Raw genomic sequence first — 12,645 nt, 5'->3', positions numbered from 1 at the left:
TATGAATTAAAAAACTCATCGAATGATTACCTTTATTTATGGAAGAAAAAACTAAAAAATTATTAAAAAAATTGAATAGTTTAAAAAAAGATACATTGATGAATGAAATGTTTATTAAATTTATTTTTTTATCTCCAAAAATAGATTTTTTAATAGCAAAAATGCCAATAAGCTATAAAATTCTTCAACCTTTCGGTTATTTACATGGAGGAGCAACAGTAGCTTTTGCAGAAAGCGTTGGAAGTTCTTTATCTTTTATGAATATAAAAGAACAAGAAAATGAAAAAGTTTTTAATATTGAAATTTCTGCAAACCATGTTCGATCTATTAAAAAAGGAATGTTATTCGCTAAAGCTAAAATTTTTCATAAAGGAAAAACTTTACATGTTATTCAAATAACAGTTTTTAATGAAAAAAACAACATTATTAGTTTTTGTAAAATGACCAATATTATAATTAAAAAAAAAAGAAAATAATATTTTGAAAAAAATCAGTATTTTTTCTTTGTACAAAAAAATCATAAAAAATTATTGGGAAAAAAATAAATTTGTTATTTTTAGGAAGCCTTATGAAAATAAGATATTCCTTTATTCTGATTCTAACTCTGATTCTAATAAGGATAATTTTTTTTTAATTCAAGATTTTAATCGTGATTATACTATAAAAATAGTTCCGAAAAAAATTTATTGTGCATTTATTATACAAAAAAATTGCTTTATAGAAACTAATAATCGTCCTAACTTAATTCATTCTATAGAATACAAAAATTTACTAAAAAAATCAGTAGAAAAAATTCAGAAAGGATACTTTAAAAAAGTAGTTTTATCCAGATCTATAAAAATTTCTTTTCATAATTTTGATTTTAAAAAAACTTTTCAAAATTTAATTTTTTCTTATCCAAATGCTTTTATCAGTTTATGGTATGATATCCATCATGGATTTTGGATAGGATGTTCCCCAGAATTACTAATGAAATCTCGTAAAAAAAAATTTCAAACTGTATCTTTAGCAGGAACTATTTGGGGGAATAATAAATGGACAAAGAAAGAGATGGAAGAACATAAAATTGTAACAGAATACATGGTTCATTTATTAAAATCCTATAAAGGATCCCTTTTTTTAGGAAGGATAGAATCCATAAAAATGGGATCCTTAAGACATTTAAAAACTAATATTTCTTTTTCTTTTTTGGAAAATCCTAATTATTATGAAATATTAGATCGCTTATATCCAACTCCTTCTATTTGTGGTTACCCCAAAAAAGAATCTTTAGATTTTATTCAAAAATATGAAGGATATGAAAGGAGTTTTTATACAGGATATATTGGTATTGTAAATAAAAAAAACATGGAGTTATATCTTCATTTGAGATGTGCAAGAATTCAAGAAAAAAAAAAAGAAATTACTTTATACGCTGGTAGTGGAATTACTGTAGATAGTGATATAAATATAGAATATATAGAAACAGAAAAAAAAGTACAAAATATTTTTTCTCAACTTTTTTTTAAATGATTTTTTCTTCTATGATATGGTCTTATGATTAAACGTACACTTTTATTATAATGAAAATATTGAATAATCCAATTTGTTAAAGCTATTACTCTATTTCTAAATCCAACTAAACTAACTAAATGAACAAACATCCATATAATCCATGCTAAAAAACCTTTTAATTTAAAATAAGGGAAATCACATACAGCCTTGTTTCTACCAATGGTAGCCATAGAACCTAAATTTTTATAAATAAAAGGATTTTTTTGATATGATGAACAACGATTAAAATTTTCAGATAAATAATTTCCTTGTTGAATAGCAGGTTGAGCTGTCATAGGATGACCGTTAGGATAAGATTTCATATAAGCTACATCTCCAATAGCAAAAATATTTTCATATCTTATTGTTTTAAGATAATCATCTACTAAAATTCTATGTCCCATTATATCTTCTTTTAAAAAACCTTTTATAATAGCTCCTTTTACCCCGGCTGCCCATATAACATTAGAAGATTCTATTTTTTTGTCTTTTTCCATAAAAACTATTTTTCCATCATAGTCTTTGACTAAACAATTTAACCAAATGGTAACTCCTAATTCTTTCAAACTTTTATAAGCTTGTTTTGCAGATTCTTCAGACATTCCATCTAATAATCTTGTAGTAGCTTGTAATAAATGAATGTTCATAGATTGAATGTCTAAATCAGGGTAGTCATGTGGAAGAATATATTTTTTCATTTCGGCTAAAGCTCCAGCTAATTCTACACCAGTAGGACCTCCACCGACAATCACAAAAGTCATAAGTCTTTCTCTTTCTTTAGAATCTTTTATTAACAAAGAAGATTCAAAATCTTGCAAAATAACACTTCTAAGATTTAGAGCTTCTGGAATTGATTTCATTGGCAATGAAAAAGATTCAATGTTATTATTTCCAAAATAGTTAGTAACAGATCCTGTAGATATTATTAAATAATCATAATGCAAATCTCCTACATTAGTATATATTTTTTGTTTTTCTGTATTGATATAATGAACATTAGCTAGTCTAAAAAAAAAGTTTTTTGTTTTTTTAATAACATTTCTAATAGAATGTGCTATAGAATCTGGTTCTAATCCAGCTGTTGCAACTTGATATAATAATGGTTGAAAAGTATGATAATTATTTTTATCTATAAGAACAACTTGAAATTTGTCTCTTCTTAATTTTTTTGCTACTTGCAACCCAGCAAATCCAGCTCCAATAATAACAACTCTTTTTAGATTACTTATTGTTGGAATATTCATAATCAAAAATTTGACACGTAAGCTAATTTATATATATTTTCATTTTAATTAATAAATTAATATTTTTGTTTTAAAAATAGGTTCTTATGAATTACTATTTTATTGTAGGATCAACTTTTCTAGTCAGTGTTATCGCTAATTTTATTTTAAAAAGTAAATTTCGATCATTTTCTAAATTTCATTTACACTCTTGTATGAGTGGAAAAGAAGTAGCAGAGAGAATGTTAAAAGAAAACGGAATTTTTGACGTAAATGTACTTTTAATAGAAGGTAAAGAAAATTTGGTAGACCATTATAATCCTTTAAATAAAACAATAAATTTAAGTGAAACAGTGTATAATGGAAGAAATGCCGCTTCTGTAGCAGTAGCAGCTCATGAATGTGGTCATGCTTTACAACATAAATTAGGTTATAATTTATTGAAATTACGGAATCATTTAATACTAATTCTTAATTTCAGTTCAAATTTTACTAGTGCTGCTATAATGTATGGGTTAACTATTTTTTATAGTTCAGGAGGAAAAAATTCTATTATCCTCAAAATAGGAATAGGATTATTTTTATTCATTGTCATTTTTTATTTTCTAACTTTACCAATAGAGTTCGATGCTAGCAAAAGAGCTTTAAATTGGATGAAAAAAAATAATGTAGTAAACTATCAAGAGTACAATAAAGCGAAAGAATCTTTGAGGTGGGCAGCAATGACTTATATAATTTCTGCTTTAGGAAGTTTAGCTCAATTAATATATTTTTTATCTCTTTTTACAAGCGTAGGTAAAAAAAATGAAAAATTTTAATTATTTTTTTTCTTTTTTTTTGCATTTCTTGGTTTTGGACGGATGTTACCATAAGTTTTTTTTCTTATTTTTCCTTTCTTAGTTTTTTTATCTCCTTTTCCCATATTTTTTTTGTATATCTTGATTTTTGTATAGATCAATGAATAAATTGTGAATTTCATCTGATTTTTTTTTCAAGTAATTTACAGATGAATTGTTCTCAATAAAAAGAGAAGATTTTTCTTTTCTTTTTTTGTTAGACATTTGATTTTTTAGACGATTTACAATCTGATATTCATTTAAGTTATCTCTTTTTATGACTCTACTAATCATTTCTTCTACAGGTGAAGTTATTGTAATAACATGATCACATTCTTTATAACTTTTACTCTCAAATAAGAGAGCAGATTCTTTAATAAGATAAAAAAATTTTCCCCGTATAGAAAAAATCCATTTTTTAAAATCTACGGAAATCCAAGGATGTACAATAGAACATAGCAATTTTAGTGCATTAGGATTTTGAAATACAATGTTAGATAAATAAGTTTTATTAATTTTTTTTTCTTTATAAGAATTATTTCCAAAATGTTTAATAATGTTTTTTTTTATAATTTCTGTTTGATTCATTAATATTTTTCCTCTTTCATCTGAAGAGTAAACAGGAATTCCTTTTTTTTTTAAAAAAGAAGAAAATAAACTTTTTCCAACTCCCATTTTTCCTGTTACTCCTATCAATAAAAATTTCATTTTTTTTCAATTTTTTTATTTTGAATATTTTCATTATAACGTAATTGTGTTAAATCCTTGGACACTGTACTTTTTTCGAGTTTTATTTTTCCTGTAATAATTTCTAAAATATAAAAATTATCTGCAACTTCTACGATTTTTCCATGTATTCCTGCATTTGTTACTATATAATTTCCTTTTTTTAAATTATCCTGAAATTTTTTTTCAATTTTTTGTTTTCGTATTTGAGGACGAATCATAAAAAAATAAAATATAATGAAAATCAATGCAAACATCAAAACGGTATTTGCAATAGAATTTTGTTGCAATAAAAAAAACATACAAGTAATATTAATAAGATAGTTAAATTTAAATTACAGATTATTAAAGTATTTTCATTACACTGTTATTTACAAAAGACCTTTTCCTACTTTAAATATTTTATTTTTTTTATGTAAAAATTTGAATATTTGGTCTAAAATCCCATTAATAAAAATTTTACTTTTTTCCATACAAAATATTTTTGTAATTTCTATATATTCGTTCATAGTAGCTTTTGGAGGAATATTTGGAAAATATAAGAATTCACAAATAGCCATTTGTAATATAATTAAGTCTATGATTGCTATTCTTTTTACATCCCAGTTATTTGATGTATTGTTAATCAAATCGTTAAATTCATTTTTGTGAAAAATTGTATTCCTATATAAATCAATAATAAATTTTTTGTTTTCATTATTTTTGTTATAAATGTTATATAATTTAAAGTTTGGAGAAGTTGAATGTTTTATATGTTGTAAAGTTTTGCAAACCATGTTGTGAGCTATATATAAATTTTCTTTTCCATTAATATATAAGTCTTCTATGTATGTTATTAATTTTTTGTTGGGAATAATAATGTTTTTATAGTATTTTATTATAAATTTTTTTTCTTCTTCAAAAGAATTACAAGGTTTATAAAAATATTTGTGACATAAAATTGATTGTTGCATCTCTTGTAATAAAAGAAAAATGTATCTATCTTGTTTTTCCCAAAAAATTATTCCAGTTTTTTCTGTAGACCTATATTTTTCTATTAAATATTTGTTGTGAGAGAGTATTTTTATAACAGAGTTATATGCAAATTTTTGTATAGGATCAATATTGATTTTAGTACAGACATTTTTTTTTACATTTATAGCGTTTTCTCTAATTTTTAATATTAAACAAAGAAGAGAAATATATAAGTCATGCAATTCTTCAATACTTTGAATCATATTTTCTTCAACTTTGTTTGAATCTACTTTAGATAAGTATTGAGCATATAAAAATTGTAAACTTCTTATTCTAAAGTGTCGTCTTATTGACATTTTTGTTCAATGATGTTAATTTTTTATATACAACAATATTTTTTGCAATTATATAAATAAATAATTAAACTTAAAAAGTTTGTATTTTTGTGTATCATATGAATGGTTTGTTTGCTTTTAGCAAAAAATATTGTCAAAGATACAAATTACGTTTATGTATAGGTTTTTTATTGATTTTCATATCAAATATTTTAACTTTACTTCCTATACCTTATATAGGAAAATCTGTTAATGCAATTAACAATCTTTTTATCAGTATTTCAAACACATCATATTCTCTTTCTTTGAAAAGAGAAATTTGTGTTTATGCAAGCATTATATTAATAGTTCCAATTATTGGAGGATTTGTTAAATATCAAATGAGGCAGTGTATTATAACAACATCCAGGATGATAGAATTTGATATAAAGAATGAAATTTTTTTACATTATCAAAAATTGAGTTTGTCTTTTTATAAAAAAAATTCAACAGGTGATTTAATGAACAGATTAACAGAAGATGTTTCTTTTATAAGGCAATATATAGGTCCTGGTATAATGTATTTTGTTAATCTTATTATTCTTTTTTTCATGGTTCTTGTGCAAATGTTAAGAATTAATAAATCTCTTACTTTTTATGTGATATTACCTATTCCTATTCTTTTTATTCTTGTTTATTATATAAGTATTTTCATTACTAGGAAAAGTCATGAAGTTCAGAATTACCAATCTATTGTTTGTTCTTTTATTCAAGAAACTTTTTCTGGTATTCATATTGTCAAATCATTTGTTGCAGAGTCTTTTTTTCAAAAAAAACATAATAAAATTATACGGGAATATCAAATAAAAAATATAGAATTAGCAAAAATAGATACTATTTTATATTCTGTTATCCTATTCTTTATAGGAATAAGTCATTTATTAATTATTTTTTTAGGAGGAAAGAAATATTTTGAAGGAGAAATAAAAGATATAGGAACCATTGCTGAATTTTTTACATACATTAATGTATTAATTTTTCCTTTTATCATATTAGGGTGGGTTGTTTCTATTGCTGAAAGAGCTAAGGTATCACAAATTCGTATAAATGAATTCTTAAATGAAGAACCTGAAATCATTAATAATAATTTGGTGAGAACAAAAATTTTTGGAAAAGTTCAATTTAAAAATGTTAGTTTCATTTATTATAAAACAAAAAATGTTATTGATGCAATTAGTGATATTTCTTTTACACTTATGAGAGGAAAGACTTTGATTTTAACAGGAGAAACAGGGTCTGGAAAGACAACTGTAGGAAGATTAATTTCTCGTTTGTATGATCCTAATGATGGAGATATATTAATAGATAATTTGTCTTTAAGAAATCATAATTTATATGATTTTAGAAAAAATATAGGTTATGTTCCTCAAGAATCTTTTCTTTTTTCAGATTCAATTTATAATAATATAGCTTTAGGAAGTATAGAAAAAGTTTCTTCGTATAAGGTATATGAAGCTGCAAGAAAAGCTATGATTGAAAATGATATTTTAAATTTTAAAAATGGATATGATACAATTATAGGAGAAAGAGGAATTACTTTATCTGGAGGACAAAAACAAAGAATATGTATAGCAAGAGCTATTATAAGAAATCCTAAAATTCTTATATTTGATGATAGCTTTTCTGCTATAGATCAGAAAAATAGAAAATTAATTATTCATTATCTAAAGAAAGAAATGAGAAACAGTACTATTATTATTATTACTCATGATACTTCTTATATATCTGATTTTGATTTATTTATTGTTTTAAAAAAAGGAAAAATATCAAAAATAGAATATCATAATATTTTATTGTAAAATTTTAAAAAAATTTGATTCGAATAATCATTCTATATTTTTTTTATTTAGATTTGCTTTATTTTATTATAATATATAATACATTTTGAAATGGACGAAAAAGAAAATATCAAAGAAAGAAATGAAATTTGTTCAAAAACACTAAAAACTGGCAGTCGTACGTATTTTTTCGATGCTAGAGAAACTAGAGCTGGTGATTATTATTTAACAATTACTGAAAGTAAAAAAAATTTTTCTGAAACAGGAGAAATAACTTATAAAAAACACAAAATATATTTGTATAAAGAAGACTTTTCTAAATTCCAAAGTATACTTGATGATATGATCCGATTTATTATTAACGAGAAAGGAAGAGAAGTTATTTCTGAACGTCATCAGAAAGATTTTAAAAATCACACAACATACAGTCATAATCAAGAAATTAAAGATGTTCCAAAAAAAACGTCGAATGTAAAAGATTTTACAAATATTAACTTTGAGGATATTTAAACATAGTTATTTATACAGTTTTTATATTTATTTTGTTTAATTCGAACAGAAATTTTTTTTAGTATTAAATTTACTAAGTAGATGATAAAATAGATATGAGAAACTATATGGATATAATGAATGATATTAATACTTTTATATTTGATGTAGATGGAGTATTAACAAATTGTACTTTAAATTTATTTCCAGATGGAAATATGGTTCGTCAAATGTTTGCTAAAGATGGTTTTGCTATGCAATTGGCGAAAAAAAAGGGGTATAATTTATGTATTATTACAAGATGTTCAGATTTAATGGTATTTCGACGTTTAAGAGGTTTAAATATTCGTTATGTTTATCAGGGAGTTAATAATAAAAAGAAATATTTAGACGAATATTGTGATATTCAAAATATTTCGAAAAAAAAAGTTCTTTATATGGGAGATGATCTCCCGGATATTGAGATTATGGAATCTGTTGCCTTACCTTGTTCTCCAATAGATGCCGTTCAAGAAGTTAAAAATATATCTAAATATATTTCTCCAAAAAAAGGAGGGAAAGGATGCGTAAGAGATGTTATTGAGAAAACTTTAAAAGTACAAAATAATTGGTTTAGTTAAAAACTAACTTTCAAAAAAAATAGTGTCTTTTTAGACACTATTTTTTTTTCTTTATTACATTTTACATCATTCCTCCCATTCCACCTCCTCCAGATCCTGGCATTGGAGGACCAGAATTAGGTTCATCTTTTTTAATTTCTGTCACAACACATTCAGTTGTCAATAACATTCCAGATACTGAAGCTGCATTCTCTAATGCAACTCTAGCTACTTTAGTAGGATCTATAATACCTTCTACTATCATATTTTTATATTCTCCAATTTTTGCATCATATCCATAATCTCCTTTTCCTTCTGCTACTTTAGCAACAACAACGGATCCTTCTCCACCTGCATTAGCTACAATTTGACGTAAAGGTTCTTCTAATGATCTTCTTACTATTTGTATTCCAGTATCTTGATCTGAATTTTCTCCTCTTAAATTATTTAAAGAGTTAATAGAACGAACTAAAGCAACTCCACCTCCAGCTACTATTCCTTCTTCTACTGCAGCCCTTGTAGCGTTTAAAGCATCATCTACACGATCCTTTTTCTCTTTCATTTCCACTTCAGAAGCAGCTCCAACATAAAGAACTGCAACTCCTCCTGCTAATTTCGCAAGACGTTCTTGCAATTTTTCTTTATCATAATCTGATGTAGTTGATTCTATTTGTGCTTTAATTTGCTCTACTCTTGCTCTTATATCTTTTTTATTTCCTCCTCCATTAACAATAGTAGTATTGTCTTTGTCTACTATTACTCTTTCTGCTTTACCTAGCATATTCAATTTTACATCCTCCAATTTACTTCCTGTTTCTTCAGAAATAACGGTTCCTCCTGTTAAAATAGCGATGTCTTCCAACATTGATTTTCTTCTATCTCCGAATCCAGGAGCTTTTATAGCAGCAACTTTTAAAGTTCCACGTATTTTATTGACTACTAATGTTGCTAAAGCTTCTCCTTCCACTTCTTCAGAAATAATAAGAAGTGGTTTTCCAGACTGTGCTACAGGTTCTAATATAGGCAACAAATCTTTCATTGCCGCTATTTTTTTATCAGATAACAAAATTTTAGGTTGGTCAAATTCAGTTATCATTTTCTCAGTATTTGTAACAAAGTATGGAGACTGATAACCTCTATCAAATTGCATTCCTTCAACAACATCAACAGATGTATCTGTTCCCTTTGCTTCTTCTACTGTGATAACCCCCTCTTTTCCTACTTTTTCGAAAGCATCAGCTATCAAAGCTCCAGTTTTTTCATCATTATTCGCAGAAATAGAAGCTACCTGCTTTATTTTTTCTGTATTTCCTCCTACTTCTCTAGATTGTTTTCTTAAATCTATAATTACAGATTCTAAAGCTTTATCTATTCCTCTTTTTAAATCCATTGGATTAGCTCCAGCTGCTACATTTTTTAATCCTTCTCTAACAATAGCTTGAGCTAAAACAGTTGCGGTTGTAGTTCCATCTCCAGCTACGTCATTTGTTTTGGAAGCGACTTCTTTAACCATTTGAGCTCCTAGATTTTCTATAGGATCTTCTAATTCAATCTCTTTAGCAACAGTAACACCATCTTTAGTAACTTGAGGTCCCCCGAATGATTTTTGTAATACAACATTACGACCTTTTGGTCCTAGAGTAACTTTTACTGCATTAGCTAATGCATCTACTCCTTTTTTTAGTTTATCTCTTGCTTCAATATCAAATTTAATATCTTTTGCCATAATTTTTTAATTTTTTTAAACAAATAAATTATATGATAGCTATTACGTCAGATTCTCGCATAATAAGATATTCTTCTCCTTCCCATTTCAGTTCTGTTCCAGAATATTTTCCATATAAAACCCTATCTCCTTCTTTTAGAATCATCGGTTCATTTTTTTTACCTTTTCCTACTGCTATTATAATTCCTTTTTGTGGTTTTTCTTTTGCAGTATCAGGAATTATTATTCCTGAAGCTGTTTTTGTTTCAGCGGGATCAGGTTGTACGAGGACACGATCCGCTAAAGGTTTAATCTTTACTTCCATCATAATTTTAAATAATTTTATAGTTTTACGACACTAAAACGTAAAAAAGCCAAAAACATGCCAAATAAAAAATTATATAACTTTTTTCACTTAAGTGATATTAAGTGTCATTATGACACATTCAATTTTAGAAAAAAATTAAATAACAAAATTAAAAAGAATATGATAACGGATAAAAACCAAGTCAAATTTTCTAGAAATGTATTTGTCCTCTTAATTCCAAAAAATCTGGAATTTTTTTCCATAAATGATTGATTAATATTTTCTTTTTTAGGTGTTTGTATTAATATAACTAATATAAGAAAAAGACATTTTACAATAATAAAAAATCCAAATATTATAGGAATAGTCCTCATTTACTAATTCTTATTTTCTTTGAATATTTCATGATATACTTGAATCGTAAGTTTTTCTATAATTCTATCAATAGATTTTTTTAAAAAAAGTTCCTTTTTATGATAAAATTTTTCTGATATCAAAAAATGTTTCTCCCAACTTTGATCTGGATCAAAACGATCTCTGTAATATATTTTTGCTTTTATCTGAATTTTTTTCAAATGAGAACCTCCTATTGGAATAATAATACATTCCAAAAATTCTCCTTCTAAAATTACATCTCCATTTCTTATTGCTAAAGAATATGGATTTTTATTCAGAATATACTCCTCCATATTTTTTTTAAAATCAAAAGCAATGGACCTTCTAGGTATTTTTATTTTTTCCGAAAATTTTCCTATTTCTATTCTCTTCTTTGAATCAATAAATGGATATGTAGAAGGATGATAACAAGAATTTATTGCAAAAAAAATGAAAATTAAAAAAAAATATATTTTATTATAAGCCATATTGTTTAATTTTTCTATACAATGTTCTTTCTGAAATTCCTAATTCTTTAGCTGTTTTTCTTCTTTTTCCATTATTTTTTTTTAAAGTTTTTTGAATAAACTCTATTTCCTTTTTTTGTAAAGAAAAAGAAGATAAATCATTTGATAATTTAGATGAATTATCCTCTACTTCTTCGTAATCTAAATCATCCGAAGATGATGATAATGGATTAGGAGTTTCTTCTAATTGAAAAATGGAATTATTTATATTATTATGAATCATTTTACCAAAAACTTTTTCCATGAGTTCTTGATTTTTTTCTATAAACCTCGTGTTTTCGTGATTTTTAATTAATTGAAAAGTAATATTTTTTAAATTATTTAAATTTTTCTTCATATCAAATAAAATTTTATACAAAAAATCTCTTTCTCTAGAAAGTCCTTGAAAAAAAGTTTCATTCTTAGAATAAGAACATGATATAGAAGGAACATTTTCTGGAATATATTCTTTTAATTTTTCTACAGAAACTTCACGATTTTTTTCTACCACAGAAATTTGCTCTGTAAGATTTTTTAGCTGTCTTATATTTCCCGGCCAAGAATAATTTTCTAGATATTTTAAAGATTCTTGAGTAAGAGTAATAGATGGCATATGATATTTTTCTGCAAAATCATTAGAAAATTTTTTGAATAAAAGTTTAATATCATCTTTACGAAAACGTAAAGAAGGTACATTAATTTGTACTGTATTAAGTCTATAATATAAATCTTCTCTAAATTTTCCTTTCTGTATAGATTCTATCATGTTTAGATTGGTTGCAGCAACAATTCTTATATTAGTTTTTTGAATTTTAGAGGAACCCACTTTTATGAATTCTCCCGATTCCAATACTCTAAGAAGACGAACTTGTGTTGTTAAAGGTAGTTCTCCTACTTCATCCAAAAATATGGTTCCTCCATTAGCTCCTTCAAAATAACCTTTCCTCATACTTGTAGCTCCTGTAAAAGAGCCTTTTTCATGCCCAAATAGTTCACTATCAATTGTTCCTTCTGGAATAGCTCCACAATTTACAGCAATATAAGAATGATGTTTTCTAGAAGAAAATTGATGAATAATTTTTGGTATAAATTCTTTTCCTACTCCACTTTCTCCAAGAACTAATACAGAAATATCCGTAGGAGCTACTTGAATTGCTTTTTCTAATGCTCGATGTAATGCATAATCATATCCAACGATTCCAAACTTTTGTTTTATATTTTGGATAAATTCCATTTTTTA

16 protein-coding genes are annotated in these 12,645 nt (G+C 25.3%); 6 read left to right on the top strand and 10 right to left on the bottom strand.

The annotated features are described in order from the left end of the window. Positions 1 to 38: 38 nt before the first annotated feature. Positions 39 to 476, top strand: a complete 438-nt coding sequence (locus H0H40_RS02210) for a PaaI family thioesterase (RefSeq protein ID WP_185868891.1) — start codon at positions 39 to 41, stop codon at positions 474 to 476. A 4-nt stretch (positions 477 to 480) separates the two neighbouring features. After that, the gene (locus H0H40_RS02205; RefSeq protein ID WP_317167206.1) at positions 481 to 1,512 is read left to right on the top strand and encodes a chorismate-binding protein; all 1,032 of its coding nucleotides are present in this window, start codon (positions 481 to 483) and stop codon (positions 1,510 to 1,512) included. On the opposite strand, the gene H0H40_RS02200 is transcribed toward H0H40_RS02205, so the two are convergent. Next, on the bottom strand, positions 1,494 to 2,777 hold the full coding sequence (locus H0H40_RS02200) for an NAD(P)/FAD-dependent oxidoreductase (RefSeq protein WP_185868890.1): 1,284 nt from the start codon (positions 2,775 to 2,777) through the stop codon (positions 1,494 to 1,496). The genes H0H40_RS02205 and H0H40_RS02200 overlap by 19 nt on opposite strands. Positions 2,778 to 2,863: 86 nt before the next feature. Here H0H40_RS02200 and H0H40_RS02195 point away from each other — a divergent pair, with 86 nt between their 5' ends. Further along, positions 2,864 to 3,574, top strand: coding sequence for a zinc metallopeptidase (locus H0H40_RS02195; RefSeq protein ID WP_185868889.1), 711 nt, complete (start codon positions 2,864 to 2,866; stop codon positions 3,572 to 3,574). On the opposite strand, the gene H0H40_RS02190 is transcribed toward H0H40_RS02195, so the two are convergent. From H0H40_RS02190 to nusB, 4 genes are all read right to left on the bottom strand, one after another. Beyond that, positions 3,571 to 3,678 (bottom strand): 30S ribosomal protein THX, encoded by a 108-nt coding sequence (locus H0H40_RS02190; protein ID WP_185868888.1) that lies wholly within the window; start codon positions 3,676 to 3,678, stop codon positions 3,571 to 3,573. The genes H0H40_RS02195 and H0H40_RS02190 overlap by 4 nt on opposite strands. Beyond that, a complete protein-coding gene (gene coaE / locus H0H40_RS02185) occupies positions 3,662 to 4,300 on the bottom strand; it encodes a dephospho-CoA kinase (RefSeq protein WP_185868887.1) in 639 nt (212 codons plus the stop codon). The genes H0H40_RS02190 and coaE overlap by 17 nt, the downstream gene beginning before the upstream one ends. Then, a complete protein-coding gene (gene yajC, locus H0H40_RS02180) occupies positions 4,297 to 4,620 on the bottom strand; it encodes a preprotein translocase subunit YajC (RefSeq protein ID WP_185868886.1) in 324 nt (107 codons plus the stop codon). Before yajC ends, coaE begins: the two co-directional genes overlap by 4 nt. Before the next feature lie 69 nt (positions 4,621 to 4,689). Continuing rightward, complete coding sequence (gene nusB / locus H0H40_RS02175; protein ID WP_185868885.1) at positions 4,690 to 5,628, bottom strand: transcription antitermination factor NusB; 939 nt, start codon at positions 5,626 to 5,628, stop codon at positions 4,690 to 4,692. Positions 5,629 to 5,726: 98 nt separating this feature from the next. Here nusB and H0H40_RS02170 point away from each other — a divergent pair, with 98 nt between their 5' ends. From H0H40_RS02170 to H0H40_RS02160, 3 genes are all read left to right on the top strand, one after another. After that, a complete protein-coding gene (locus H0H40_RS02170) occupies positions 5,727 to 7,445 on the top strand; it encodes an ABC transporter ATP-binding protein (protein ID WP_185869338.1) in 1,719 nt (572 codons plus the stop codon). Between the two features lie 90 nt (positions 7,446 to 7,535). Beyond that, positions 7,536 to 7,934: a DUF3276 family protein gene (locus tag H0H40_RS02165; RefSeq protein ID WP_185868884.1), complete on the top strand. Its 399-nt coding sequence runs from the start codon at positions 7,536 to 7,538 to the stop codon at positions 7,932 to 7,934. A gap of 95 nt (positions 7,935 to 8,029) precedes the next feature. Then, the gene (locus tag H0H40_RS02160) at positions 8,030 to 8,533 is read left to right on the top strand and encodes a KdsC family phosphatase (RefSeq protein WP_185868883.1); all 504 of its coding nucleotides are present in this window, start codon (positions 8,030 to 8,032) and stop codon (positions 8,531 to 8,533) included. Positions 8,534 to 8,594: 61 nt separating this feature from the next. Here H0H40_RS02160 and groL read toward each other — a convergent pair whose 3' ends face one another. From groL to H0H40_RS02135, 5 genes are all read right to left on the bottom strand, one after another. Further along, positions 8,595 to 10,238: a chaperonin GroEL gene (gene groL, locus H0H40_RS02155; RefSeq protein ID WP_185868882.1), complete on the bottom strand. Its 1,644-nt coding sequence runs from the start codon at positions 10,236 to 10,238 to the stop codon at positions 8,595 to 8,597. Between the two features lie 28 nt (positions 10,239 to 10,266). Continuing rightward, complete coding sequence (locus tag H0H40_RS02150) at positions 10,267 to 10,545, bottom strand: co-chaperone GroES (RefSeq protein WP_185868881.1); 279 nt, start codon at positions 10,543 to 10,545, stop codon at positions 10,267 to 10,269. Between the two features lie 107 nt (positions 10,546 to 10,652). Then, the gene (secG, locus tag H0H40_RS02145; protein ID WP_185868880.1) at positions 10,653 to 10,898 is read right to left on the bottom strand and encodes a preprotein translocase subunit SecG; all 246 of its coding nucleotides are present in this window, start codon (positions 10,896 to 10,898) and stop codon (positions 10,653 to 10,655) included. A gap of 3 nt (positions 10,899 to 10,901) precedes the next feature. After that, a complete protein-coding gene (locus H0H40_RS02140; protein WP_185868879.1) occupies positions 10,902 to 11,387 on the bottom strand; it encodes a hypothetical protein in 486 nt (161 codons plus the stop codon). Further along, a complete protein-coding gene (locus tag H0H40_RS02135) occupies positions 11,377 to 12,639 on the bottom strand; it encodes a sigma-54 interaction domain-containing protein (protein WP_185868878.1) in 1,263 nt (420 codons plus the stop codon). Before H0H40_RS02135 ends, H0H40_RS02140 begins: the two co-directional genes overlap by 11 nt. Positions 12,640 to 12,645: the final 6 nt, after the last annotated feature.

The sequence above is a fragment of the Blattabacterium cuenoti genome, assembly GCF_014252295.1.
Taxonomy (GTDB): Bacteria; Bacteroidota; Bacteroidia; order Flavobacteriales; family Blattabacteriaceae; genus Blattabacterium; species Blattabacterium cuenoti_V.
The sequence above is the reverse complement of the archived record's forward strand: the minus strand, read 5'-3'. Positions and strand labels throughout refer to the sequence as shown.

Coding starts and splice junctions, on each gene's coding strand:
- H0H40_RS02165 (WP_185868884.1), top strand. CDS start 7,536: ATGGACGAAAAAGAAAATATCAAAGAAAGAAATGAAATTTGTTCAAAA.
- H0H40_RS02150 (WP_185868881.1), bottom strand. CDS start 10,545: ATGATGGAAGTAAAGATTAAACCTTTAGCGGATCGTGTCCTCGTACAA.
- H0H40_RS02195 (WP_185868889.1), top strand. CDS start 2,864: ATGAATTACTATTTTATTGTAGGATCAACTTTTCTAGTCAGTGTTATC.
- yajC (WP_185868886.1), bottom strand. CDS start 4,620: ATGTTTTTTTTATTGCAACAAAATTCTATTGCAAATACCGTTTTGATG.
- groL (WP_185868882.1), bottom strand. CDS start 10,238: ATGGCAAAAGATATTAAATTTGATATTGAAGCAAGAGATAAACTAAAA.
- H0H40_RS02210 (WP_185868891.1), top strand. CDS start 39: ATGGAAGAAAAAACTAAAAAATTATTAAAAAAATTGAATAGTTTAAAA.
- H0H40_RS02160 (WP_185868883.1), top strand. CDS start 8,030: ATGAGAAACTATATGGATATAATGAATGATATTAATACTTTTATATTT.
- coaE (WP_185868887.1), bottom strand. CDS start 4,300: ATGAAATTTTTATTGATAGGAGTAACAGGAAAAATGGGAGTTGGAAAA.
- H0H40_RS02135 (WP_185868878.1), bottom strand. CDS start 12,639: ATGGAATTTATCCAAAATATAAAACAAAAGTTTGGAATCGTTGGATAT.
- secG (WP_185868880.1), bottom strand. CDS start 10,898: ATGAGGACTATTCCTATAATATTTGGATTTTTTATTATTGTAAAATGT.
- H0H40_RS02200 (WP_185868890.1), bottom strand. CDS start 2,777: ATGAATATTCCAACAATAAGTAATCTAAAAAGAGTTGTTATTATTGGA.
- nusB (WP_185868885.1), bottom strand. CDS start 5,628: ATGTCAATAAGACGACACTTTAGAATAAGAAGTTTACAATTTTTATAT.
- H0H40_RS02190 (WP_185868888.1), bottom strand. CDS start 3,678: ATGGGAAAAGGAGATAAAAAAACTAAGAAAGGAAAAATAAGAAAAAAA.
- H0H40_RS02140 (WP_185868879.1), bottom strand. CDS start 11,387: ATGGCTTATAATAAAATATATTTTTTTTTAATTTTCATTTTTTTTGCA.
- H0H40_RS02170 (WP_185869338.1), top strand. CDS start 5,727: ATGAATGGTTTGTTTGCTTTTAGCAAAAAATATTGTCAAAGATACAAA.